The organism is Streptomyces sp. NBC_01384 (assembly GCF_045040035.1).
Lineage (GTDB): Bacteria > Actinomycetota > Actinomycetes > Streptomycetales > Streptomycetaceae > Streptomyces.
In genome coordinates this window covers 3,711,347-3,734,577 of the sequence record NZ_CP109559.1, presented here as the reverse complement: position 1 = coordinate 3,734,577, position 23,231 = coordinate 3,711,347, and the positions used below count along the sequence as shown (strand labels likewise).

The window sequence follows — 23,231 nt, the reverse complement described above, 5'->3', positions numbered from 1 at the left end:
GTCTCCCCCATGTCCCGTATCACCGGCTTCACCCGATCGTGGTGCCCCGCCCCGGATCCGGCAGCAGCTTCGTCATCCCCGGCAAGAAGTCCGCGAACAGCTCGTGCACCTCGTGGACCAGCGGCCGCAGCACCCGGAAGCGGGCCAGTGAGACACCCCGGGTGGTGATGCGGGCGCCGCGCTCGGCGAGCCGGTAGCTGCGTTCGCGACCCTCCGTGCGGTCGAAGACCCAGTACAGGACGAGTCCCATCTGCGACAGCCACATCAGCTCGGGCAGGACGTCCCTCAGCTCCTCCGGAACCTTCGCCTTCGACCCGGCGAGCACCTCGCGGTGTATGGCGATGGCCTCCTCGCGCGGGCCCGTCGACTCGGGGGAGAAGGGGCTGAGCGGGCTCTCCGGATCGGCGGCGTTCTTGAAGAACTGCGCCGCGAACTCGTGGTACGGCTCCGCCACGTCCAGCCACGCCTTCAGCACGCCCGCGATCCGCGCCTCCAGATCCTTCTCGCGCTCCAGGACCGGCCGGATCGCCACCTGGTGCTCGGCGCCGATCCGGTCGTAGAAGCCCTGGATGAGGTGTTCCTTGCCGGCGAAGTAGTAGTACGCGTTGCCGACGGAGACCCCGGCCTCCTGGGCGATGGCCCGCATGGTCGTCTTGTCGTACCCCCGCTCCTGGAACAGCCGCAACGCGGTCTCCAGGATCAGGGCGCGGGTCTGCTCGCTCTTGGCGGGACCCTTTTCCCGGGCCTTTCCGGGTGCGCTCGTGTCGTCCGGGCCGGGGCTGTCTGTCGGTGCTGGCACGGTAAGAGAGCCTAACGAGTGGAGCAGGAGCCGTCGTCACAGCCGGGGGGCAGGTACATCCACCCGATGCTCGGCTCGTACGCCCACCCGTCCCCGCGCCGGTACGCGCCCCCGCCCCACCCCTGCGGGGCGTGCGCGGAGCGCCACTTCGCGGCGGCGAGCATCGCGCCCTTGGCCAGCCGCGCCCCGGCCGGAGTGCTCAGCCGGTGGGCGAGCGGCCGGTGCTCGCGCAGCGCCCACAGGCAGACGACCCAGGCGGCGGCCCCGCGGTAGACCTGACCGCCGTCCCCGACGACGGTGATCTCGTCGAGGGTGGCCCGGTGGTCGAGGGCGGGAAAGAGCGCCCGGGCCTCCTCGGAACCGGCCGGCACGAGCCGCAGCGGCACCAGCTGAGCCTGCTTGCCCAGCCAGTCACGCAGGAAGGTGCACAGCGAGCACTGCGCGTCGTAGAGAACGGTGAGCCCGAGGACCGGGACGCGCGCGGCGCCCCGGTCCTGGGTGGTGGCCGCGAGGCCGGTCACGGCGGTCACGCCCCGGCCGCCGGCGCGACCCAGTCCGTCGGCGCGACAGGCGGCAGCTGCTCCCGCTCCATGACGCCCCGCCGCCGGATCTTGTTGAGCACGTACACATTGCCGAGGTGCATGACCCCGAGGACGAGCAGGACGACGCCGAGTTTGGTCGACAGGGCCTCGAAGACCCCGCGGGCGTTGGCGATCTCGCCGTCGTCGCCGTTCAGGTAGAGCGCGACGAAGCCCAGGTTGACGAGGTAGAAGCCGACCACCAGGAGGTGGTTGACGGCGTCGGCGAGCTTCTCGTTCCCGTGCAGCACGTCGGCGAGGAAGATCCGCCCGTTGTGGCTCAGCGTGCGCGCCACCCAGACCGTCAGCGCGATGCTGACCAGCAGATATATGACGTACGCGACGACCGTGAGGTCCATGTCCCCACCCCTTCTTGAACGCGTTCAAAACGCTGTCGAGAAAGAATGTAGACCTGCTTTTGAACATGTTCAAGTCAGGGTGGGGTGGGCGGGGTCACGCCTGATGGCGGCCCAACTCGGGCCGCTTGCCGTAGTCCGTGAAGCCGATGACGTTGCCCCAGGGGTCGCCGATCTCGACGGTCCAGCCGGTGGCGACCGGGAAGGCGGGGGCGAGCGGCTGGATACCCGCCGAGGCCAGCGCGTCGGCCGCGGCCCGTGCGTCCCGGACCTCCAGCCACACCCGCGCCGAGGCCCAGGCCGGCGGCCGGGGGCTGAGCTCCTCCTCCAGTCGCAGCAGCAGCCCCGGCGTCTCCTTGCCCACCTTCAGCAGCGCGATCCCGGCCTCGTCCAGCCGGAATGCCACCGGAATCCCGGCCCGCCCGTAGAACTCCACGGCGGCGCCGAGGTTCCCGACGGGCAGCAGTACGTTGTCGAAACCGAGCAGCTCGTACGACACATCATCTGACATGCCATCAGATTAGGTACGGACCCTCCGGGGGGCTCGGGGGCTGACCGTGGGGGTCACTCATTGGGGCGAGGCGGCTGCCATTCCCTCTGGGTACGCTGAACCGACAGGCGAGACTCCGTCGCATGGGAGCAACCATGAGCGCCGCATCCGGGAACGGGCTCGACGACGAGCCGCCGTACCGCTGGCCGATCCCGCCCCCCGAGGGCTGGACCGCGGACGACCTCGACCGGATTCCGGGGCTCCCGCCGCACACGGAGTTGATCGACGGGAGTCTCGTTTTCATGAGTCCGCAGACCCGGTTCCACATGCGCTGTATGCGTCTGCTCGAGCACAGCCTTCTGGATCAGGTGCCGGATCACCTGGACGTCGACCGGGAATTCACCATCAAACTGGATCGCAGGAACCGGCCCGAGCCCGACATCTTGGTGATCCCGGTGGAGGCCGACCTGGGCCCCGATCAGACCTGGCACAGGGCTGAAGACGTACTCATGGCCATCGAAGTCGTCTCACCTGACTCCCGCGAGCGTGACCGCGAGGTGAAGCTCCGCAAGTACGCGCAAGCCGGGGTCCCGCACTTCTGGCGGGTCGAGCAGGATGACGACAAGGGCCTCCCCGTCGTCTACGTCTACGAGCTGGACCCGGCCACCAAGGCGTACGGCCTCACCGGAATCTTCCACGACCGGCTCAAGGTCACCGTTCCCTTCGAGATCGAGATCGACCTGACAGCCATCAACCGGCGGCGGGGCGGTTCGGAGCCGATGCGGGACTGAGCCGATCCGGGGGTCGGCCACGGGCGTTCGACGAGGGTCCCAGGGGCGGGGACGCCGGCGTCACTGTCCAAGCCGCCGCCGCGTCCTGCCCCGCCCCGGCGGCACCGCGAACGACGCGTCCCAACCAGTGGGCAGCGCGGCGATTCTGCTGAAGTCGTAACCTGCGGCCTCGATCAGGCCGTCGAGGCTGTCCACACGCGTGCGCAGCGAGTAGAGGTGGTCGGCAATGGCGGTACCAGTCGGCAGGGACCCCGACACGTCGTAGCCGTCGAGGGCGTCATCGATCCTGCCTACGTTCAGGAGCACTCCTTCATACACCGCCTGCACGTGGCGGAAGCTTGCGGGGAGCGACCGCATGCGCTCGCCGTACTGGGTGTCCAGGCGAGTGGAGAGCGATATCCGGGACGGCGGCAGGGCATTCCCGGCCCTTGCGAGGTCGAGGTAGTTCTCAAGGGCCCGCAGCACGGTCAGCATCGAGGCGTTGAGCGCGGTGCAGGTGTTCGTCGCCGAACGCAGTTCCTGCAGGTTCGACTGCTGCTCGTCCTGACTCCGTGCGACGCGGTCGGTACTGCGCGTCTGTACATAGGCCAGCGCACCCGCGAAGGCGGCGGCGATCGCGCCGATGTAGGCGGCAACTGCCTCCGCTGACCAGAGAGTCGACACCCAGCGCCCCCACGCCTTCCGCGGTCGGACCACCCAGTCTAAGAGTGAGGCACGGGTGAAACCAGGGGAACACCGAGGGCCCCGCTCCCAGGGGACGCTGTTGGCGAATCCGCTGCGGCCGGGTAGTCGGCCGCGAGAATGTGACACTCGGCGCCCAAGTGTCACATTCTCCGGGCCATACACCGTGACCCTTGGGCCACCGGCCAGACCGCCCACCACGCCGACCGGGATTCGCCAACAGCGTCCCAGGGGAACGAGGCCCTCGTTGCCGTACGGCGACAGAAGCCCGTACGGCAGAGAAGATCAGAAGCGGCGCGTGATCAGGGCGCGCTTGACTTCCTGGATCGCCTTCGTGACCTCGATACCGCGCGGGCAGGCGTCCGTGCAGTTGAACGTGGTGCGGCAACGCCACACGCCGTCCTTGTCGTTGAGGATCTCGAGGCGCTGCTCGCCCGCTTCGTCACGGCTGTCGAAGATGAAGCGGTGCGCGTTCACGATCGCGGCCGGGCCGAAGTACTGGCCGTCGTTCCAGAAGACCGGGCAGGACGACGTGCAGGCCGCGCACAGGATGCACTTCGTGGTGTCGTCGAAGCGCTCGCGGTCCTCGGCGGACTGCAGACGCTCGCGCGTCGGCTCGTTGGTGTCCTTCGTGATGAGGAAGGGCATCACGTCGCGGTACGCCTGGAAGAACGGGTCCATGTCGACCACGAGGTCCTTCAGGACCGTGAGGCCCTTGATGGGCTCGACCGTGATCGGCTTCTCGGGGTTGATGTCCTTGATCAGCGTCTTGCAGGCAAGGCGGTTCTTGCCGTTGATCCGCATGGCGTCCGAGCCGCAGATGCCGTGCGCGCAGGAGCGGCGGAACGTGAGCGTGCCGTCCACGTCCCACTTGATCTTGTGGAGGCCGTCGAGGACGCGCTCCTTGGGGTCGATCTCCAGCTGGAAGTCTTCCCAGGTCGCCTCCGCCGAGACCTCCGGGTTGAAGCGGCGGACCCGGAAGGTGACGGTGATGTAGGGGGAGGCGGCGGACTCGGCCTCGACCTTGTCCAGAACAGGGGTAGCCATCAGTACTTACGCTCCATCGGCTGGTAGCGGGTCTGGACGACCGGCTTGTAGTCGAGACGGATGGACTCGGTGCCGTCGTCGCCGACCTCGCGGTACGCCATGGTGTGGCGCATGAAGTTGACGTCGTCGCGGTTCGGGTAGTCCTCGCGGTAGTGACCGCCGCGGGACTCCTTGCGGGCGAGCGCGGAGACGGCCATGACCTCGGCCAGGTCGAGCAGGTTGCCCAGCTCGATGGCTTCCAGGAGGTCGGTGTTGAACCGCTTGCCCTTGTCCTGGATCGAGATGTTCCGGTAGCGCTCGCGCAGCTCGGCGATCTTCTCGACCGCGGTCTTGATCGTCTGCTCGGTGCGGAACACCATCACGTTGGCGTCCATGCACTCCTGCAGCTCCAGGCGCAGCGTGGCGACCCGCTCCGTGCCGGTGGAGTTGCGCAGGTGCTCGACCTGCGAGACGACCTGGGAGGCCGGGTCCTCGGGCAGCTCGACGTAGTCGGCCTTCGCCGAGTACTCGGCCGCGGCGATGCCCGCGCGACGCCCGAACACGTTGATGTCGAGGAGCGAGTTCGTGCCGAGACGGTTCGCGCCGTGGACCGACACGCACGCGACCTCACCGGCGGCGTACAGGCCCGGGACGACGGTCGTGTTGTCGCTGAGCACCTCACCCTGGACGTTCGTCGGGATGCCGCCCATCGCGTAGTGCGCGGTGGGCTGGATCGGGATCGGGTCCGTGTAGGGCTCGATGCCGAGGTAGGTGCGCGCGAACTCGGTGATGTCCGGGAGCTTGGCGTCCAGCTGCTCCGGCGGGAGGTGCGTGAGGTCGAGGTAGACGTGGTCGCCCTCGGGACCGCAGCCACGGCCTTCGCGGATCTCGGTGTAGATGGAGCGGGAGACGACGTCACGGGACGCGAGGTCCTTCATGACCGGCGCGTACTTCTCCATGAAGCGCTCGCCGTCCTTGTTGCGGAGGATGCCGCCCTCACCACGGGCGCCCTCCGTCAGCAGGATGCCCATGCGCCAGATGCCGGTCGGGTGGAACTGGAAGAACTCCATGTCCTCCAGCGGCAGCCCGCGACGGTAGACGGCCGCCTGGCCGTCACCCGTGAGGGTGTGCGCGTTGGAGGTCACCTTGAAGAACTTGCCGGTGCCGCCGGACGCGTAGATCACGGCCTTCGCCTGGAAGACGTGGATCTCGCCGGTCGCCAGTTCGTACGCGACCACACCGGCCGAGCGCTTGACGCCGTCGACCTCGGTGATCAGCTGGTCGAGGACGTAGAACTCGTTGAAGAACTCCACGCCCTCCTTGACACAGTTCTGGTACAGCGTCTGGAGGATCATGTGGCCGGTGCGGTCGGCCGCGTAGCAGGAGCGGCGCACCGGCGCCTCACCGTGGTTGCGGCTGTGACCGCCGAAACGGCGCTGGTCGATCCGGCCCTCGGGCGTCCGGTTGAAGGGCAGGCCCATCTTCTCCAGGTCGAGGACCGAGTCGATGGCCTCCTTCGCCAGGATCTCGGCGGCGTCCTGGTCGACCAGGTAGTCACCGCCCTTGACCGTGTCGAAGGTGTGCCACTCCCAGTTGTCCTCCTCCACGTTGGCCAGCGCGGCGGCCATGCCGCCCTGCGCGGCACCCGTGTGGGAGCGGGTGGGGTAGAGCTTCGTCAGCACGGCGGTGCGGCTGCGCTTCGTCGCCTCGATGGCGGCGCGCATGCCGGCGCCGCCGGCGCCCACGATGACGGTGTCGTACTTGTGGATCTGCATGAGTCGGTTACCTCAGCCCCGTGCCTAGCGGATGTTCGGGTCGAAGGTGAAGATCACCAGCGTGCCCAGCAGGATGGTGAACACCGTGGCGGTGTAGAGCAGGCCCTTGAGCCACAGCCGGGTGTTCGCGCGCTCCGCGTAGTCGTTGATGACCGTGCGCAGGCCGTTCGCGCCGTGCAGCATCGCGAGCCACAGCATCGCGAGGTCCCAGGCCTGCCACCACGGGGACGCCCAGCGGCCCGCGACGAACGCGAAGCCGATCTTGGAGACGCCGCCGTCGAGGACGAGCTGGATGAGCAGGTGGCCGATGACCAGGACGACCAGCACGATGCCGGACAGGCGCATGAAGAGCCAGCCGTACATCTCGAAGTTGCCGCGGGTGGACTTCGGGGTCTTCTTGGTGCGCTTGCGCGGGGCCTCGATGAGCGGCGCCGGGTTGTCGACGTCGTATCCGGAGAAAACGCCGGCGCCCTCGACGGGGCCGATGCCGGAAGCGGCGGTCTCTGTGGTGGACATCGGCGTCAGCTCCCGAAGACTTCGCGGAATGCGTGACCGAGGACGGGGTAGAGGGCCCCGACCATCAGCACGACCCAGATACCGACGGCCGACCAGAGCATCTGCTTCTGGTAGCGCGGGCCCTGCGACCAGAAGTCGACCGCGATGATGCGCAGGCCGTTGAGCGCGTGGAAGAGGATGGCGGCGACGAGGCCGTACTCCAGCAGCGCGACGATCGGATTCTTGTAGGTGGATACGACCTTGTCGTAGTCCTCGGGAGAGACACGGACGAGAGCGGTGTCCAGCACGTGTACGAACAGGAAGAAGAAGATGAGGACGCCGGTGACTCGATGAGCCACCCAGGACCACATTCCTTCCCGGCCGCGGTACAGCGTTCCAGCCGGCACGGAAGAACCCTCCGGGAGCGGGGATTTAGAGCCGCGCCGGCTTCTCTGTCGGTCGGGCCCGGCCGGGTACGGTCCACCGGCCCCGGCCATCGTAGCGACGACTTGTCGGAACGCTTACAGCGGCCCTATCTATGTGATCAAACTGGCAATCAATCAGGCACGTTCGGGCTATTCCGGGCGTGTGGGGGGCGTTGGTCGTGAGTTACAGCCCCGCGCTCCCGATGAGGCGGGTCAAGCGGCCCCTGGCCAAGCGGCGCAGCTCCTCCGCGGTGATGACCCGTTCCTCCTCCGGATCGTTTGTCAGTCGTGAGCGGATCGCGGCGAGTGCCTGGTCGAGGGCCTCCTCGGGGGCCATGTCGTCCAGACAGATGACGAACACATGTCCGAATCGGCTCTCGTATGCGGCGTGCGCGGCGCTCAGGGCCGTGTGGGCGGCGGAGTACGCGCCGTCCGGGGGCGGGGTGAGGGACTCGCCGGCCAGGGCCTCCGCGAGGTCGGCGGGCGTGAGGTCGTACGCCGCCTCGTCGGCCGCGGCGAGCAGGGCGTCCAGGTCCGGGTAGGGCCGGTGGTCGGCCAGGCGGTGGGCCCAGCGCAGGCTGCGGCAGCAGGTGAGGAGGACGTGCTCGACGGCGTCGGCGGGCGCGGAGTTGAACGGCTTCAGGGGCGCCTGGGATCGCGGCGCGCTCTGCTGCTCGGGTAGGGCGACCTGGCCGGGGAGGCGTGGGAGACGGTGCGAAGGCAGCGTGGGTCCTCGGCGTTGGAAGGCGGTGGGAGGCGATGCAAGGCGTTGTGAGGCGTCGGAAAGCGAGGGGAGCGTGACGCCCTGTGAACGTCACGTGTGGTGTGGCAGGGGAAGAAGTGAGGGTTGTTCTCCACGCTATAGAGGGTTGACGGGAGCTGTCCGACGGATGCCCGAATTTCACCCGGACGGGAGAGTTTCGGAATCTGCGGTGGACGGTTGGAACGGAGACGAGGACCGTGGTGTGAACGGGGGCGTACGACGTGAGGTGCGCGACGTGAGGTGTACGAAGGGCCGGATACGTACTCCTTACGACATGGCGTGGGCCTCGGTCGGCGAAGCGAAGGGCGTGGTGCGGTGAGCACGGGCAGGCGGCGGCGGGCGCCGGTGCGCGGTGAGAGGCGGCCGGTGCTGATAGGGGCCGGTGCGGCGGCGGTGACGGGTGCCGTGGTGGCGGCCGTCGCGATGTGGCCCTCCGGTGATGCCGGGGCGCCGACGGGGGCGAGCCTGGCGCCGGGCCGGGCCGCGTCCGCGTCCGCGAGCCCGTCCAAGGCCGCCCCCACTCCCACGCCGACCCGGACGTACCCCCTCTCCCAGACCCCCCGCACCATCCCCGCCGTACGTGAACACACCCCCGCCCGTGGCCCCGGCTGGCGTCCCGCCGCGGGCGCCCGCGTGGTCGTGGACGAGGCCGTCCTCGCCGACGAGGGCAAGCTGATCGCCGGCGAGCTGAAGCTGTCGTACGCCGGAGAGACGGGGGCCAAGGACGGGGATGTAGAACTGGGTCTGAACGGCACGGGCGCCGACCCGGAGTCGTACACCCTGACCGTCAAGAACCGCCGGGTCACGATCTCCGCCCCCGGCCAGGCGGGCGTCTTCTACGGCACCCGCACCCTCAAGCAGGAGGTGCACGGTGGCGGTACGGCGCCCGAGGGTGTCGTGCGCGACCAGCCCGCAAAGCCGCGCCGCGGGTTCATGCTCGACATCGCGCGCAAGCCGTACACGGCGGCCTGGATAGAGGACCGGATACGGGAACTGGGCGATCTGAAGTTCAACGAGCTGGGTCTGCACTTCTCCGACGACCAGGGCTTCCGCATCCAGTCGGACACGCACCCGGAGATCGTGTCGAAGGACCACCTCAGCAAGGCGCAGGTCCGCGAGATAGTCGCCCTCGCCGAGAGCCGGCACATCAATGTCGTCCCCGAGATCGACTCGCCGGGCCATCTCGGCGCGGTGATCGCCGCCCATCCCGACCTCCAGCTGCGCAGCGTCTCGGGAGCCGCCCCGCGCGGCACCGTCGACATCTCCAAGCCCGCCGCGGCGAGCATCGTCGACGACCTGCTGAACGAGTACGCCGATCTCTTCCCCGGCCCCTACTGGCACCTCGGCGGCGACGAGTACCAGGCGCTGACCGCGGCCAGCCCGTCGACCTCCTACCCGCAGCTGGCCGCCGCCGCCCAGCAGGCCTACGGCCCCGGCGCCACCGTCGCCGACCTCACCACCGGCTGGCTCAACGACCGAGCCCAGGTGGCGCACGGGCACGACCGGACCGCGCGGGCCTGGAACGACGGCTTCTTCCGCGGGGGCACGGTCCAGGCGGACAAGGACCTGGAGGTCGCGTACTGGACGGGCAAGGAGTACGGCGCACGCCCGCCCGTCGAGTACCTGAGCGCGGGCCGCAAGCTCATCAACTACAACGACGAGTACCTGTACTACGTCCTCGGCGAGCCGCAGACCTTCGTCTACCCGACCGGGCAGCGCATCTACGAGCAGTGGACCCCGCTCGTCCTGCGCGGCACCGCGTCCGTCCCCGCCCGGTACGACAGCCAGATCCTCGGCGGGAGCTTCGCCGTCTGGTCCGACCTCGCGAACTCCCAGACCCAGGACCAGGTGGCGGCGGGGATCAGGATGCCGCTGCGCGCGACGATCCAGAAGCTGTGGGATCCGGGCCGGCCCGCGCTGTCCTGGACGGACTTCAGGAGCCTGGCGAACCGGCTGGGCTGAGGCGGCCGGTCGTACGGGCCGAACCGGTTGGCCGCGGGGGCGCCGCGAACCGACATCATGGCGGCCGTGCTCGCCATCACCTCGGGGAGGGCGAGGAGGGCCTCACCGTCGACGACTACTTCCTGGAGCCCTCCGACGCCGCCGAACGGGCCGTCGCCCGGGCCGCGGAGGCCGGGCACACGGTGGTCGCGGAACCGCTCGTCGCCGTGCTCACCGCGGACGCCGACCCATTGGCCGAAAACCTCCTGTTCCGCTTCCTCGACCGGCTCGGTGTGGTGCCCCTGTGACACTCCCGCTCCGAAGCACGCAGTAAGGGGAAGTGCGGGCTCCGTAAGCGGGAGCGCCCTGTCGAGGGAGGCGTGATGAGCCTGGTGGACCTGATCGCTCAGGCCGACGAGCGTGGTCTGGTGGCGAGCGGACTGGCTTGTTTGGATCGGTGCGTGCCCCTGTTGGGCGACGACGACGAGGTGCTGCGGCCGCTCTGGTCGAGCCTCGCGGACGGCGACGCCTGGGGTGAACGGCTTGCCAAGGCACGGGCGGAACTGGACTCCGCCGAGTCCGACCTCGGCTCCGGCTCCGGCTCTGGCTCCGACGCCGACCCCGCCCTCGCGGTGGGCGACGAGGAGCGGGCCGTCGTGCTCGCCCGTCGGATGCTCGCCGCCGCCCCCGACGACCCCTCCGCCGCGCCCGCCCTGCGGGAATGGGCCGACGCCTGCTCGGCGGCGGCCCTGCAGATCCACCGGCTCCTCGACGTCGCCGCCGACGGCGACGGCCCGCTCGTCGCGGCCGAACTACGGCGCCAGGTCACCGTCCTGGAACTGCTCGCGGGCCGTGGCGCGGGCGGACTGCGCCCCGCCCTGGCGGTGTCGACGGAGGGACGGCGCGTCCTGCGCGCGGTGGTGTCGCGCCGGGCGCGCGGACGGTCGTAGCCCTCCGCGCACCCAGAGGACGTAAACCTGTTTCCCCGAGGGGTTCCTGTGACCGTCCTGCGAGGGGTGATGGGGGTTCTGGGACGGTGTCGCGGATGCGTCCCGGGCGTGTGACGAATCCTGCGTGGAAGGCGCTCTTGCGAGTGTGAACACACAGCAGGAGACCAGGCCGCACGCCGCGACGAAGCCCGGGCGCTGGGCGGCGGACGCCGTTTCGACGATGCGCGAGGGCGCCCGGCTGCGCCTCGACTACTCGGTGCAGAGCCTGTGGCGCGTCGACCGGCTGATCGAGGAGATACGCCGGGAAGGGGCGCCGTACGCCGCCGTCGAGACCGTGTTGCGCGGCTTCGGCGCGTACGCCGGTGAGGTCGTCGCCCGTGAGACCGGCGCCGAGTGGTGGGAATCCGGCGGCGAGCACTGGCTGCGCACCCCCGACGGCCGGTTGTGGGACCCGATCGACGAGGCCCGCCGCTGCTACGCGGGCGACGGTTCGCTGCGGCTGCTGTGCCGGGAGGCCAAGCGTTAGCCACACGGGCCTGGGAGGGAGGCCATGCGGGGCCCGTAGGACACGGTTTAGGGTACGCGACCGTTCCCAAATGGCGGGCTTCGGAGGGACGATGAGGGCAACCACTGCACTCGGGAGGCCCCATGGCCGACAACCGCCGCTGGTGGGCGCTCGTCGTCATCGCGCTCGCGCAGTTGATGGTCATCCTCGACATGACCATCGTGAACATCGCCCTGCCGTCCGCCCAGATCGACCTGAACATGTCGGACGGGAACCGGCAGTGGGTGATCACCGCCTACACGCTCGCCTTCGGCGGGCTGCTGCTGCTCGGCGGCCGGGTCGCCGACCTGGCCGGGCGCAGACTCACCTTCATGATCGGCCTGTTGGGCTTCGCCGCCGCGTCGGCGCTGGGCGGCGCGGCGGTGAACTCCGGGATGCTGTTCGGGGCGCGCGCCCTCCAGGGCGTGTTCGCCGCGCTGCTCGCGCCCGCCGCGCTGTCGCTGCTCACGACGACGTTCACCGACCCCAGGGAACGCGGCAAGGCCTTCGGCGTGTTCGGTGCGATCGTCGGCGCGGGCGCGGCGATCGGACTGCTCGCGGGCGGCCTGCTCACCGAGTACCTGGACTGGCGCTGGTGCCTGTACGTCAATGTCCCCATCGCGTTCATCGCGTTCGCCGGCGCGTGGGTACTGCTCGACAGCGGCGGCCGCTACGAGGACGCGCGCCTCGACGTGCCCGGCGCGCTGCTCGGCTCCGCCGGCATGCTCTCGCTGGTGTACGGCTTCTCGGAGGCGGAGTCGCGGAGTTGGGGCGACGGACTGGTCCTCGGGCTGCTCGCCGCCGGAGTCGTCCTGCTCGGCCTGTTCGCGTTCTGGCAGACCCGGGCGCGGGTGCCACTGCTGCCGATGTCGGTGGTGAAGGACCGTCAGCGCGTCGGCGCGTTCGTGACCATCCTCTTCGTCACCATCGGGATGTTCGGGGTCTTCCTCTTCCTCACGTACTACTTCCAGCGCGTCCTCGGGTACTCGCCGCTGAAGACCGGGCTCGCCTATCTCCCCATCACCGTCGGCATGATCACCGGCTCCACGCAGGTCGCGGCCCGCTTCCTGAACCGGGTCCCGCCGCGCACCCTGATCGTCCCGGGGCTGCTGCTGGCCGCGGGCGCGCTGGCGCTCATCGCACAGGTCGGCGTGGAACCGGCGTACGCCTCCCGTGTCCTGCCCGGCATGCTGATGCTGGGCCTCGGCATGGGGACGGCGATGATGACCTGCGTCTCCCTGGCCACGGGAAGCGTCGCCCCGCGCGACTCGGGCGCGGCCTCCGCCACCTTCAACACCGCCCAGCAGGTGGGTGGTTCGATCGGTACGGCGCTGCTGAACACGATCGCCGCGAGCGTGACGACGCGGTACGCGAGCGCGCACGCGGGGCCCGGCGTCGACCGCCGCGCCCTCGCGTCGCATGCCGCCGTCCACGGCTTCAACGTCGCCACGTGGTGGGCGATGGGTTCGCTGCTGCTGGCGGCCTCGCTCGCCGCGATCGTCGTGGACGCGGACCGGGTGCCGGTGCCGGAGGGACGGACGGACCGGGTGCCGGAGGTGGTGGAGAGCGCCGGGTGACTCCCGTACCCGCACAGCGGCCGAGACCCCCTTCCATGGCCAGGGTCTCGGCCGGGTGGCCCTCCCGCCTCGACGGTCCCGGGGGGAGTCGGAGCGGCGAGGCGGGAGGGCCGGAGGGGAATGGATGCTTTCCGGCCGTGACCGAAAACATCCACACCCCCCTCAGCGCACTCGGCGCCGCGGCTGTCACACCCAGGGCGTGAAGAAACGCGCGAGGACGCTCGAGGTGGGCGAATGGTTGTACGAACCCAGGTAACTCACCTCATGACCTTTGTCACTCCCGTCGCATGTGATGTCTCCCGTTCTGTTTCCGCTTGGTCTGGTGGACCGGGTCGTGGCCGCGCCCCGGAGGCACCGGGACACGGGGGTGGGGACGCGTGGAGGAGTGGACGCCGGTCGAACTGTCGATGCGACGGCAAGCGGCGCAGTTCGTGCGACAGATCACGGCGCGGAACAGGCTGCCGCTGGACTACTCCGTGAACAGCCTGCGGGTCGTCGACTTCATCGTCGACGGGCTGCGCAAGGGGAGTCCCGACCGCGACAGCGTCCAGCCCGTGCTGTTCGGGCTCGGGGTGTACGCCGGTGAGGTGCTCGTGCGGCGCGCCGGGGCCGAGTGGGTCGAGTTGGACGCCGATCAGCGGGAGCTGTTCGGCCAGCCCTTCGGCGTACGGATGCCCGACGGCCGCGTGTGGAATCCGCTCGGCAAAGTCGTGAAACGTTTCGAGGCGGGCGAGCGGGAGTCCATACGGATGCTGTATCTGCAGCTGCACGGGCGGGCACCCAGACCCCCGGTCACCTGCGACCGGCGGTCCGCATGAGCCGGCCGGGACGCCCGATCCGACACGGACGCCTGATGCACTGTGACATTTCTGTGAGGTCTGACGCTGATGACCATGGGGGTGTCGGCACGGTCAGTCGTGTCGGCAGAGCACATTCGGGCGAACTCGGTGCGAACGAGGACAGTGTTGGGCCAGGGAGGGGAACCCCGCCGCGGGCAGGCGTACGACGGGGAACTGGGCGTGGCCGTCGCGCGGGCGCAGGAAGGTGACGAGGCCGCCTTCGAGGTCGCGTACCGGCTCGTGCAACCCGGACTGCTCGGATATCTGCGCGGGATCGTCGGCGACGACGCGGAGGACGTGGCGTCCGACGCCTGGCTGGAGATCGCGCGGGATCTGGGACGCTTCCGCGGGGACGGTGCCGGATTCCGGGGCTGGACGGCGACCATCGCCCGGCACCGGGCGCTGGACCATCTGCGGAGGCTGAAGGTACGGCCCCGCGGGACCACGATCGAGCAGGACGTACTGGAACTGCCCGGCACGCACAACACGTACGACCAGGCACTGGAGACCCTCTCCACGGAGTACGCCCTGGAACTGGTCTCGCGGTTGCCGCGCGACCAGGCCGAGGCCGTGCTGCTGCGGGTCGTGGTCGGCCTCGACGGGCCGGCGGCGGCGCGAGTCCTGGGCAAACGCCCGGGCGCGGTGCGCACCGCCGCCCACCGCGGCCTGAAGAGCCTTGCGCGCAAGCTCGGCGCCGAGGGTGTGACGGATGAAGGACCCCAGACGCTGGGGGAGTCGAGATGAACGGAAAGAAGTCGTCGACCGGCAGGAAGCCGGCGGGCAGAGATGGAACAGGACATGGGTGAACGACACGGCGACGGCGGATTCCCCGACCGTCGGGTCGTGCATCCGGCGAGTCCCGCGAGCGATGAGCCTGCCCTGGAAGCGCTGCTCGCCGCCGCGATGCGCGGCCACGCGGACGACGCCGACGCCGAGGCGCAGGCCGTCGCCGCCTTCCGCGCCGCTCGGGACAGCGGCGCGCACGCCGCGCGTTCCCGGCGCCGGGACGACTGGCGGCCGCGGGAGCAGCGACGGGTGCGCCGCTCGGCGAAGGCCACGTTCGGCGTGCTGCTGGCGAGTGTGACGCTGGGCGGGGTCGCCGTCGCGGCCATCGGTTCGTCGTCGCACGGCGAAGGCGACAACGGGGGCGGCTCCCGGACCCAGCCGTCGAGCAGCGCCCCGGACAGCTCCGCCGCCGGGTCCGACGGCACCGGATCGCAGCGGCCCGGCTCGTCCGCGTCCGGCGCCTCCGCGCATCCGTCCGCCCATCCGTCCCAGGCCCAGGACACCGCGGCCCACTGCCGCGCGTACGAGAAGGTCGTCGGCCGGGGCAAGGCGCTGGACTCGACGGCCTGGCAGCGACTGGTCAGCGCCGCGGGCGGCGAGGACAAGGTCGCGGCGTACTGCGCCGAGCAGACGGGCCAGGACACCAAGCCCACCCAGAAGGCGAAGGCCACGCCCAGCGCGGCGGCCACGGCCACGCCGACATCGACGTCGACATCGACGTCGACGTCGAATTCCGGGAACGGGAACGGGAAGGGGAAGGGGAAGGGCAAGCAGTAGGCCCGCGCATCGCGAGCCGCAGTGAGCCGCAGCAAGAGGGTCCGCGCGAGAGAAGGCGTGGGCCCTTTCGCGTGCCCGAAGCACGCTCCTGTGCAACCCGTTCGCCTCGCCGATGGCAACGGCCGGGGCCGCCACCCCTGGCCCGACCGGGATATGAAGGGCCCCTGAACAGGCATTTCGTCGTCCGAGTGAAGGTTCTCGCTTACCGCCTAGGCCAGCCCCTATCTAGGTGTTTCCGACTGTTCCTGGCCGCTGTTGGTCACGCGTTGGCCACGCGTCCAACCGTCGGGCTCGGGGTCGAGCCGCAGCAGGCGAAGGCGGTGGACGGCGGCTGATCGATGAGTTGGTCGGCCGTGCCCAGGTCGACGGCCTCCGACTGACTGGCGAGGGTGGGCTGGTTCAGCGGCTGGGCAAGCGGCTGTTGGAGTCCGCGATCCAGGGCGAGATCGCCGACCGCCTCCTCGGTATCCACCTGGACAACGAAAGCGTGAACTTCGCCAACGACGCTGGCGTGGCCCTCGGTGGCGTCGCGTTCGGCTGGGATGCCGGCCTTGGCCCCTGCTTTGCGCGATCGGCCCAGTGTCGCACGGCCCTCGAAACGCAGGTCCATGACTCGTGATCGTGAGCGACAACTGGCGAGACTGCCTACTAATGTCTATGTTAGTAACGTTGTCGTTAGTATCATGCGTGGAGGTCGGCGGACATGGTGGACTTCGTAGGTCGTCGGCAGGAGCTGGCGACATTGGAGCGAGAGCTGCAGAAGGTGGCGGCAGGGGTTGGCGGGGAGCGGCCCGGTCGGTGCGTGATGTTGCGTGGGCGGCGCCGGGTGGGTAAGTCGCGGCTGGTCGAGCGGTTTGCGGAGCGCTCCGGGGCCCCGTTCTTGTTCTACGCGGCGACCGGTGCGTCCCCTAGAGGTGATCTTGCACGCCTCGCCCGGGACGCCCAGGCATCGACGCTGCCGATGGCGCGGCTCGTGGCCGCCGCACGGCCGGAGAGCTGGGACGCCGCGTTCGACGTGCTGGCTGCGGCGCTGCCCACCGACCGGGCGAGCGTGCTGGTCATCGACGAGGTGCCGTACCTGATGGATGCCGATGGCGCCTTTGAGGGGATGCTGCAACGGGCCTGGGACCGGGTGCTGGAGACCAAGCCGGTGCTGCTCGTCCTCATTGGCTCGGATCTGTCGATGATGGAGGCTCTGAACAGCTTCGGACGCCCCTTTCATCAGCGCGGCCGGGAGATGGTGCTAGGACCACTGAACCCCGCCGAGGTGGGGCAGATGCTCGGGTTGGAACCGGCGGAAGCATTCGACGCCGCGCTGGTCACCGGCGGGCTGCCGCTGATCTGCGCGGAGTGGCCGCGAGGTGCAGGGCTGTGGGACTTCCTCGGCGAGGCGCTGAGCGACCCGGTCTCGGCCCTGCTGGTGTCGGCCGAGCGCTCGCTAGCTGCCGAATTCCCCCCGCAGGCTCAGGCGCGTACGGTGCTGGCGGCTATCGGCAGTGGCGAGCGGACCTTCACCAACATCGCCCGTGCAGCCGGCGGAATCGGGGCTACGCCCCTGCAGCGAGCGCTGGAGCTGCTTACGGACAAGCGGATCGTCGCTCCGGAGCTGCCCGTATCGCTGCGTCCGTCGAAGGATCGCCGCTACCGGGTGACAGATCCCTACCTGCGGTTTTGGCTGCACCTGCTCGGTCCATCCATAGAGGAGATTGAGCGGGGGCGGGGTGATCTGACCTTGGCGCGCATCCGAGAGAACTGGACCAGTTGGCGCGGCCGAGCCGTCGAGCCCCTTGTTCGCGAGGCCCTGGCGCGGATACTGCCCGATGACAGGCTGCCCGCGGCCCCTGCGGTGGGCGGCTACTGGACCCGTACCAACGACGTCGAGATCGATATCGTCGGGGCGGACCGCGCCCCCATTGCCAAGGAACTGCTCTTCGTCGGCTCCATCAAGTGGCTGGAGCAGTCGCCCTTCGACCGGCACGACCTGGCGGTTCTCCATCGACACCGGGCCGCCCTCACCGGCGATCCTGTTCCAGTCGCGGCGGTCTCGCGCAGCGGAGTCGACTGTCCGGGGCTCGATGCCGCCTACGGCCCCGGCGACTTGCTGACCGCCTGGCCGCTGAGTGGCGGATGGCAGGCGAGGCACGAGAGTCGGTGAGCGCGATCAGACCCGCAGACGTTGCGGAGGAGTCCCGCAGACCTCGGCCCCTTGCCAGCGCTGTTGTGTAGCGTTGGCGATCCTGAGCCTTCTCGTGCTCTGTCGCGAATCCCGTTCTGGGATGGTGCTGGGATGGCGCCGTATACCCGCAGGTCAAAGCCTTGTGGTGGAGTTCCGCTTCAGCGTCTGGCGGGTGGCTTACCGCCACGTTGCTGATCTGGCAAATGATCCTTGCACCGGCTCGACCAGCATCACCAGGAGCTGCGGGATCGCGCGCCGGGGCCGACGCCAAGTCGCCGGCGAGTTCGGTGTCCGCCGCGTTGAAGTCGGTCACCGGCCGGGCGGCCGCCTGATCTTTCAGTCCGCGTGATCAACCGTGCCCGGCGGTGTGTGGCCGTTCTGCGTAGGATCGCGAGTCTGTTTCCCGGCTTGTGAGGAGCCCCAACGAACATGGCTGACGAGCGTGTTGTCGTTGTCACTGGCGGAGGCACCGGCATCGGCTCCGCGACCGCACGGTTGCTGCGTGCCGACGGACACCAAGTCGTCATCGGCGGACGACGGCCCGAGCCGCTGCAGAGTGTTGCCGACGAAACCGGTGCTCTGGCTCATCCCATGGACATCACGGACCCGACTGCCGTTCATGACCTTGTCGAAACCACTGTTTCCCGCTTCGGCAGGCTCGATGGTCTGGTCCTCAACGCGGGCGTCGGACGAGGCGGTGCGGTGGGAGACCTGACGGACGAGGCGTGGGAGACGGTGATGCGGACCAACGTGACCGGTCCCTTCCAGCTGCTGCGTGCCGCTCTCCCTCATCTGCTGGAGGCCCGCGGCTCGGTCGTCGCGGTCGCCTCCGTCTCCGCGCTGCGCAACGGGACGGGCAATGCCGCCTACGCGGTGTCCAAGGCGGCGCTGCTCCAGCTGTGCCGCTCGCTGGCCGTCGACTACGGGAACCGGGGGCTGCGGGCCAACACCGTGTGCCCCACTTGGGTGCGCACGGAGATGGCCGACCGCCGGATGGCCCGCTTCGCGGAGGACGCGGGGCTGGACGACGGGGTCGAGGAGGCGTACGAAGAGGCGACGCGGTTGGTGCCCGCGGGGCGCCCGGGCGATCCGTCCGAGGTCGCCGAGGCGATTGTCTGGCTGCTCTCGCCTGCCGCGTCCTTCGTCAACGGTGCGGTGCTCACGGTGGACGGCGGGGTCACGGCACTCGACCCGGGCACGGTGGCCTTCGACTTCGCGCTCCGGCGCCGCGACGGCGGTCACTGATCCCGGCCGCCGCCAGGACGCCGCCCACCTGCCGCTCGTAGTCAACTCTCGTTCCTGCACGCGGGATTGGTGTCGGCGTGGGCCGGAGCCGATCGATACGCCTTGGCCAGCCGCAGCAGGAAAGCCTGGAGTTGTCCGCCGCGCAGGTGCTGTGTTGCGGCCGCAACCGGGCGGAACTGCGCCGTCGGGCCGAGGCGCTGGGGCCCGAGGACAGCTAGTTCGCCAAGAGCCGTATCGCTGGAACACCGGCCGAAGTGGTCGACAAGATCGGCCGGTTCGCGGAGGCGGGTGCCACCCGGCTCTATCTCCAGCCGCTTGATCTGGACGACCTCGATCACCTGGAGCTGGTTGCTGCGGAGGTTCTGCCTCAAGTCGGATGACGGGCGATTCCCGCGGCTTCATGCTGGGCTCGGGCGACGCAGTGGGGAGTGAGGGAGCTGGTTCCCTGGCAATCACCGTCGGCGATGGCCGGGGCGCCCTGGCAGGCGTGCTGGTGATCCCGCTCTCGGCCGGGCGTGGATGGGCGGGCAGCTGACCCGCCTGACCAGGGTCTCGTCTTCGCGCGGGACGGATACATGCTCCGCAGGGACGGGATCACCCCCGGAGGGCCGCAGGACGCCGGCCAGGTCAGCGCCCGGTGGCGGACCACGAGAGAGAAGCTGGACCTCCCCGAGCGGTTCCGCATCCACGACTGGCGTCACAGCAAGGTCACCTACGACCTGGACGCGGGGGAGAACCCTGTGGAGGTCTCCGCGAATGTGAGGCACCACTCACCGGGCTACACCATGGCCCAGCACGGCACGCGCCGAGTCGAAGAGGCCCGCAAGCCGGCGTCCGGGACGGCTCAGCGCATCGGGCTGGGGAGGATCACATGAGGCGCCTGGCCGGTTTGGTCACGTGTTGGCCACATCGGCCAGCGATTCCGTGCACCGTCCCATGCCGGAGCGAGACACCACGGAGACGGCCGGGGCCGCCACCCCCCACAGGAGAGGCCCCGGCCGTCGCGCGGTACGGGCCGCGCGGCGGCCCGTACTCTTTACAGCGCCGCGGCTGCGTTTTGTGTCACACCTCGCTCCGTCACTGGTTAGTTGCATGCTGTACGAACATGGACGGGGAGTGGTTTCAGGCCGTAACGTGCCATTCGCGCCGGGGCGCGGAGGACGGACAACCGCACCCATGAGGGGCCTTAGACCGCAACCACCAATTGGGGAACCACGACGGCGAGCAACCCGGTCCGCGAGAGCGGCGCCGGTTTAGGCGCAGAGGGGCGCGCGGGTGCTGGGGGACGACGCGGAGCTGACCGCCGCGGTGCTTGCGGCACAGGACGGGGACGAGACCGCGTTCCGGACTGTGTACCGCTCGGTGCACCCACGGCTGCTCGGATACGTACGGACGCTGGTCGGCGACCCGGACGCGGAGGACGTCACGTCCGAGGCCTGGCTGCAGATCGCCCGTGACCTGGAGAGGTTCAGCGGCGACGCGGACCGTTTCCGGGGCTGGGCCGCCCGGATCGCCCGCAACCGCGCCCTCGACCACATACGGATGCGCGGGCGCCGTCCCGCGATCGGCGGTGACGAGACCGAGCTGGCCGGGAAGGCCGCCGAGTCGGACACCGCGGGCGAGGCGATCGAGGCGCTGGCCACCGACAGCACCCTCTCGCTGATCGCCCAGCTCCCGCAGGATCAGGCGGAGGCCGTCGTCCTGCGCGTGGTCGTCGGCCTCGACGCCAAGACCGCGGCCGAGACCCTCGGCAAGCGCCCCGGGGCCGTCCGCACCGCGGCGCACCGCGGTCTGAAGCGGCTCGCGGAGCTGCTCGGCGCCGATCCGGAGTCCGCCGGCGCCCTGGGTGCCGTCCCCCCACAAAGAGAGTCACGAAGAGAGTCGCGCACACGCGCGGTGACGTCCGCGGGTGTGACGCATACGCGTTCGCGGACGCAGAAGGACATGTGATGGCCGACGAGCACGACAAGTGGCTGGACCGCGACGCCGCGGAGCGTCTGCTGCGTGGTGAGCCGCTGGAAGCCGTCGACGCCGACACCCAGGGCCGGGCCAAGCAGCTGGCCGACGCGCTCGGTGCGCTGGCCCCCGAACCCGGGTCGGGCAGCACCGAACTCCCCGGTGAGGCCGCCGCGTTGGCCGCTTTCCGTACGGTACGCGCGGGCAAGGACGGCGAGTCGGCCCACCCCGGCCGCCGCGGTCGTACGCATGCCGCGACCCACTCCGCCGACACCGGTCTCGTACGTCTGGGCCGTCCGGCTCCGGGCGGTCGGAGCGGCCGCCTGGGCCGTCCCGTGCGCTTCGGACTGGCCGCCGCGCTGGCCGCCGGGATGATCGGCGGGGTCGCCGTCGCGGCCGGAACCGGCGTGCTGCCGACTCCGTTCCGTGACGACTCGCCGAACCCGACCGCGACGGTTTCCGCGGCGCGGACACCGCAGCGGGCGCAGGTCTCCCCGTCGCCGGGAGCGTCGGAGGCCGACGGTTCCGAGTCGCCGCTCCCGGACGCCGGCACCAGCGGGCCGGCCGGTACCGGCTCCGGGAATGCCGAGGCGCGGGGCTCCGGGGCGGCGAGCGGACAGCCCGGCTCGTCCGGCACGGGGCAGTCGGGCCGCTCCCGCGAGTGGTGGAGCGACACGCGCGCGAACTGCCGCGAGGTCCTGGACGGCAAGAGTCTGGAAGTCGGCCGCAGACGTGCCCTGGAGGACGCCGCGGGGGGCGGAAGGCGCGTGCAGACGTACTGCAAGGGCATCCTGGGCCAGTCGGGCGGAGCCACCGGCGAGGACCAGAACACTCAGAACAACCAGGGCAGTCAGGGCGGTCAGGACAACCACGAGAGCGGCAAGGGCTCGGGCACCGGCTCCGACCAGGGGTCCGGCGACGGCTCCGGCAATGGTTCCGGTGGCGGGGACAACGGTGGTGACGGCGAGGGCCACATACGCCCGGGCGGCAACGGCCGCCCCGGCCGCGGCGGGATCCTCGCTCCGGTGCAGCCCTCGGCCCTGACGTCGCTCGTGTCACGGAAACCGACGTCGCCGTCCCCGACCACCCCTGCGCCGGCCCCGCGCCCGACGTACAGCGTGCTGCCGCTGCCCTCGGCCCTGGGCCGCTGACCTGCGGTTTCTTATTTCTTTGAACTTTCTTCCGGCCAGGTGTGACGTTTTCGGCCGACGAGCCGCAGTAAAGGGTGAGCCGACTGGTCATCGGCCATCGCACCGCGCCGGGGTTCCCCCCGTACCCAGGCCTGGTGCACACGGCGCGGGCGGGACACGTTCCCCCGGTCCCGCCCGCGCCCCACTCGCCCTCCGGGCCCCGTCACCAGTAGACGACGACCTTGTCCCCGCTGCGGACCTGCGCGAACAGCGCCGCGATCTTCCCCTCGTCCCGTACGTTGACGCAGCCGTGCGAGGCGCCGTAGTAGCCGCGGGCCGCGAAGTCGGCGGAGTAGTGGACCGCCTGGCCGCCGCTGAAGAACATCGCGTACGGCATGGCCGTGTGGTAGATCGTCGACACGTGGTGGCGCGACTTGAAGTAGACGCTGAACACACCCTCGCGGGTCGGCGTGTACTGCGAGCCGAACCGCACATCCATCTCCGAGACCGTCTTCCCGTCGATCATCCAGCGCAGCGTGCGGCTCGTCTTGCTGACGCACAGCACCCGGCCCGTCATACAGCGCGGGTCCGGCCGCGCGGCGGGCTGCCCGCCGTACGGGTACAGCTCCCACGAGGCCGGCTTGTGCGTCATCCTCCGCAGCCGCTCCCAGGTGACGGCGTCCAGTTCGCCGGTCCGCGGCAGCCCCCGCCTGCCCTGGAAGCCCTTCACCGCGGCGACCGTCGGGGAGTCGTACGTCCCCGTGGGCGCGGGGATGAGCCAGGCGACCTGGTGCAGCCGGGCCTGGACCTCGCGGACGTCGGTGCCCCGGTCACCGCGGGACCAGAGGACTTTGGACGCGGCGGACGGCGATGTGTCGCCCTGCTTGTCGTCCTCGGACGTGGACGTGGACGTGGACGTGGACGTGGACGTGGACGTGTGGGAACGGTCGGTCTTCACGGCCGAGGGTGTCTTTCCGTGCGCGTCGACCGCCTGGGCCGTGCAGCCGCTCACCGCGACGAGCGCGACGAGGCTGGCCAGTGCTCTGCCCGTACCAGTTGTGCGCATTCCGGCCCCCCGGTTGTGTAGGCGTATCCCTTGAGATGTTCCCCACGCGCGCCCGGTTGCGAACG

The 23,231-nt window shown here is 70.1% G+C and carries 26 protein-coding genes and 1 pseudogene; 14 read left to right on the top strand and 13 right to left on the bottom strand.

Annotated elements, in window-relative coordinates; translation table 11 throughout:
- Positions 1-28: 28 nt before the first annotated feature.
- From OG747_RS16915 to OG747_RS16900, 4 genes are all read right to left on the bottom strand, one after another.
- Positions 29-799: a TetR/AcrR family transcriptional regulator gene (locus OG747_RS16915; protein ID WP_405880178.1), complete on the bottom strand. Its 771-nt coding sequence runs from the start codon at positions 797-799 to the stop codon at positions 29-31.
- Between the two features lie 11 nt (positions 800-810).
- Positions 811-1,320 carry a thiol-disulfide oxidoreductase DCC family protein gene (locus OG747_RS16910; RefSeq protein WP_405885567.1) on the bottom strand — a complete coding sequence of 170 codons (510 nt, stop codon included), beginning with the start codon at positions 1,318-1,320 and terminating at the stop codon, positions 811-813.
- 5 nt (positions 1,321-1,325) lie between these two features.
- A complete protein-coding gene (locus OG747_RS16905; RefSeq protein WP_405880177.1) occupies positions 1,326-1,736 on the bottom strand; it encodes a hypothetical protein in 411 nt (136 codons plus the stop codon).
- Between the two features lie 94 nt (positions 1,737-1,830).
- Positions 1,831-2,244, bottom strand: coding sequence for a VOC family protein (locus OG747_RS16900; protein WP_405880175.1), 414 nt, complete (start codon positions 2,242-2,244; stop codon positions 1,831-1,833).
- A gap of 134 nt (positions 2,245-2,378) precedes the next feature.
- Between OG747_RS16900 and OG747_RS16895 the strand changes: the two genes are divergently transcribed.
- Complete coding sequence (locus OG747_RS16895; protein ID WP_405880174.1) at positions 2,379-3,014, top strand: Uma2 family endonuclease; 636 nt, start codon at positions 2,379-2,381, stop codon at positions 3,012-3,014.
- Between the two features lie 60 nt (positions 3,015-3,074).
- Here OG747_RS16895 and OG747_RS16890 read toward each other — a convergent pair whose 3' ends face one another.
- The 6 genes from OG747_RS16890 to OG747_RS16865 all read right to left on the bottom strand — a co-directional run bounded on the left by OG747_RS16890 (position 3,075) and on the right by OG747_RS16865 (position 8,140).
- Entirely contained in the window at positions 3,075-3,677 is a 603-nt protein-coding gene (locus tag OG747_RS16890) for a hypothetical protein (RefSeq protein WP_405880173.1), read from the bottom strand.
- A gap of 303 nt (positions 3,678-3,980) precedes the next feature.
- A complete protein-coding gene (locus tag OG747_RS16885) occupies positions 3,981-4,742 on the bottom strand; it encodes a succinate dehydrogenase iron-sulfur subunit (protein WP_405880171.1) in 762 nt (253 codons plus the stop codon).
- On the bottom strand, positions 4,742-6,496 hold the full coding sequence (gene sdhA, locus OG747_RS16880) for a succinate dehydrogenase flavoprotein subunit (protein ID WP_405880170.1): 1,755 nt from the start codon (positions 6,494-6,496) through the stop codon (positions 4,742-4,744). Before sdhA ends, OG747_RS16885 begins: the two co-directional genes overlap by 1 nt.
- 24 nt (positions 6,497-6,520) lie before the next feature.
- Positions 6,521-7,012 carry a succinate dehydrogenase hydrophobic membrane anchor subunit gene (locus tag OG747_RS16875; protein ID WP_405880169.1) on the bottom strand — a complete coding sequence of 164 codons (492 nt, stop codon included), beginning with the start codon at positions 7,010-7,012 and terminating at the stop codon, positions 6,521-6,523.
- Between the two features lie 5 nt (positions 7,013-7,017).
- Positions 7,018-7,398, bottom strand: a complete 381-nt coding sequence (gene sdhC / locus OG747_RS16870) for a succinate dehydrogenase, cytochrome b556 subunit (RefSeq protein WP_405880168.1) — start codon at positions 7,396-7,398, stop codon at positions 7,018-7,020.
- Positions 7,399-7,600: 202 nt separating this feature from the next.
- Positions 7,601-8,140 (bottom strand): 2-oxo-4-hydroxy-4-carboxy-5-ureidoimidazoline decarboxylase, encoded by a 540-nt coding sequence (locus tag OG747_RS16865; RefSeq protein WP_405885566.1) that lies wholly within the window; start codon positions 8,138-8,140, stop codon positions 7,601-7,603.
- A gap of 462 nt (positions 8,141-8,602) precedes the next feature.
- Between OG747_RS16865 and OG747_RS16860 the strand changes: the two genes are divergently transcribed.
- The 8 genes and pseudogenes from OG747_RS16860 to OG747_RS16825 all read left to right on the top strand — a co-directional run bounded on the left by OG747_RS16860 (position 8,603) and on the right by OG747_RS16825 (position 15,593).
- Positions 8,603-10,141, top strand: a complete 1,539-nt coding sequence (locus OG747_RS16860) for a beta-N-acetylhexosaminidase (RefSeq protein ID WP_405885565.1) — start codon at positions 8,603-8,605, stop codon at positions 10,139-10,141.
- 77 nt (positions 10,142-10,218) lie between these two features.
- Positions 10,219-10,428 (top strand): annotated as a pseudogene (locus OG747_RS16855) (hypothetical protein); the annotation flags it as partial.
- A 75-nt stretch (positions 10,429-10,503) separates the two neighbouring features.
- Positions 10,504-11,070, top strand: coding sequence for a hypothetical protein (locus OG747_RS16850; RefSeq protein ID WP_405880166.1), 567 nt, complete (start codon positions 10,504-10,506; stop codon positions 11,068-11,070).
- A gap of 145 nt (positions 11,071-11,215) precedes the next feature.
- The gene (locus tag OG747_RS16845) at positions 11,216-11,596 is read left to right on the top strand and encodes a hypothetical protein (protein ID WP_405880165.1); all 381 of its coding nucleotides are present in this window, start codon (positions 11,216-11,218) and stop codon (positions 11,594-11,596) included.
- A gap of 122 nt (positions 11,597-11,718) precedes the next feature.
- On the top strand, positions 11,719-13,191 hold the full coding sequence (locus OG747_RS16840) for a DHA2 family efflux MFS transporter permease subunit (protein ID WP_405880164.1): 1,473 nt from the start codon (positions 11,719-11,721) through the stop codon (positions 13,189-13,191).
- 407 nt (positions 13,192-13,598) lie between these two features.
- A complete protein-coding gene (locus OG747_RS16835; protein WP_405885564.1) occupies positions 13,599-14,009 on the top strand; it encodes a hypothetical protein in 411 nt (136 codons plus the stop codon).
- Positions 14,010-14,156: 147 nt separating this feature from the next.
- Complete coding sequence (locus OG747_RS16830) at positions 14,157-14,774, top strand: RNA polymerase sigma factor (protein WP_405880163.1); 618 nt, start codon at positions 14,157-14,159, stop codon at positions 14,772-14,774.
- A 54-nt stretch (positions 14,775-14,828) separates the two neighbouring features.
- A complete protein-coding gene (locus OG747_RS16825) occupies positions 14,829-15,593 on the top strand; it encodes a hypothetical protein (protein ID WP_405880162.1) in 765 nt (254 codons plus the stop codon).
- Between the two features lie 259 nt (positions 15,594-15,852).
- On the opposite strand, the gene OG747_RS16820 is transcribed toward OG747_RS16825, so the two are convergent.
- On the bottom strand, positions 15,853-16,203 hold the full coding sequence (locus OG747_RS16820; protein WP_405880161.1) for a hypothetical protein: 351 nt from the start codon (positions 16,201-16,203) through the stop codon (positions 15,853-15,855).
- 93 nt (positions 16,204-16,296) lie between these two features.
- Between OG747_RS16820 and OG747_RS16815 the strand changes: the two genes are divergently transcribed.
- Positions 16,297-17,748 (top strand): ATP-binding protein, encoded by a 1,452-nt coding sequence (locus OG747_RS16815; protein WP_405880160.1) that lies wholly within the window; start codon positions 16,297-16,299, stop codon positions 17,746-17,748.
- Positions 17,749-18,198: 450 nt separating this feature from the next.
- Positions 18,199-19,014 carry an SDR family NAD(P)-dependent oxidoreductase gene (locus OG747_RS16810; RefSeq protein WP_405880159.1) on the top strand — a complete coding sequence of 272 codons (816 nt, stop codon included), beginning with the start codon at positions 18,199-18,201 and terminating at the stop codon, positions 19,012-19,014.
- Positions 19,015-19,055: 41 nt separating this feature from the next.
- Here the strand turns inward: OG747_RS16810 and OG747_RS16805 are convergent, their stop codons facing one another.
- Positions 19,056-19,385, bottom strand: coding sequence for a hypothetical protein (locus OG747_RS16805; RefSeq protein WP_405880158.1), 330 nt, complete (start codon positions 19,383-19,385; stop codon positions 19,056-19,058).
- A 204-nt stretch (positions 19,386-19,589) separates the two neighbouring features.
- Between OG747_RS16805 and OG747_RS16800 the strand changes: the two genes are divergently transcribed.
- The 3 genes from OG747_RS16800 to OG747_RS16790 all read left to right on the top strand — a co-directional run bounded on the left by OG747_RS16800 (position 19,590) and on the right by OG747_RS16790 (position 22,121).
- On the top strand, positions 19,590-19,889 hold the full coding sequence (locus OG747_RS16800) for a hypothetical protein (protein WP_405880157.1): 300 nt from the start codon (positions 19,590-19,592) through the stop codon (positions 19,887-19,889).
- 400 nt (positions 19,890-20,289) lie between these two features.
- The gene (locus tag OG747_RS16795; RefSeq protein WP_405880156.1) at positions 20,290-20,964 is read left to right on the top strand and encodes an RNA polymerase sigma factor; all 675 of its coding nucleotides are present in this window, start codon (positions 20,290-20,292) and stop codon (positions 20,962-20,964) included.
- Positions 20,964-22,121, top strand: a complete 1,158-nt coding sequence (locus OG747_RS16790; RefSeq protein ID WP_405880155.1) for a hypothetical protein — start codon at positions 20,964-20,966, stop codon at positions 22,119-22,121. The genes OG747_RS16795 and OG747_RS16790 overlap by 1 nt, the downstream gene beginning before the upstream one ends.
- 202 nt (positions 22,122-22,323) lie before the next feature.
- Here OG747_RS16790 and OG747_RS16785 read toward each other — a convergent pair whose 3' ends face one another.
- On the bottom strand, positions 22,324-23,166 hold the full coding sequence (locus OG747_RS16785) for a L,D-transpeptidase family protein (RefSeq protein WP_405880154.1): 843 nt from the start codon (positions 23,164-23,166) through the stop codon (positions 22,324-22,326).
- Between the last annotated feature and the right edge of the window lie 65 nt (positions 23,167-23,231).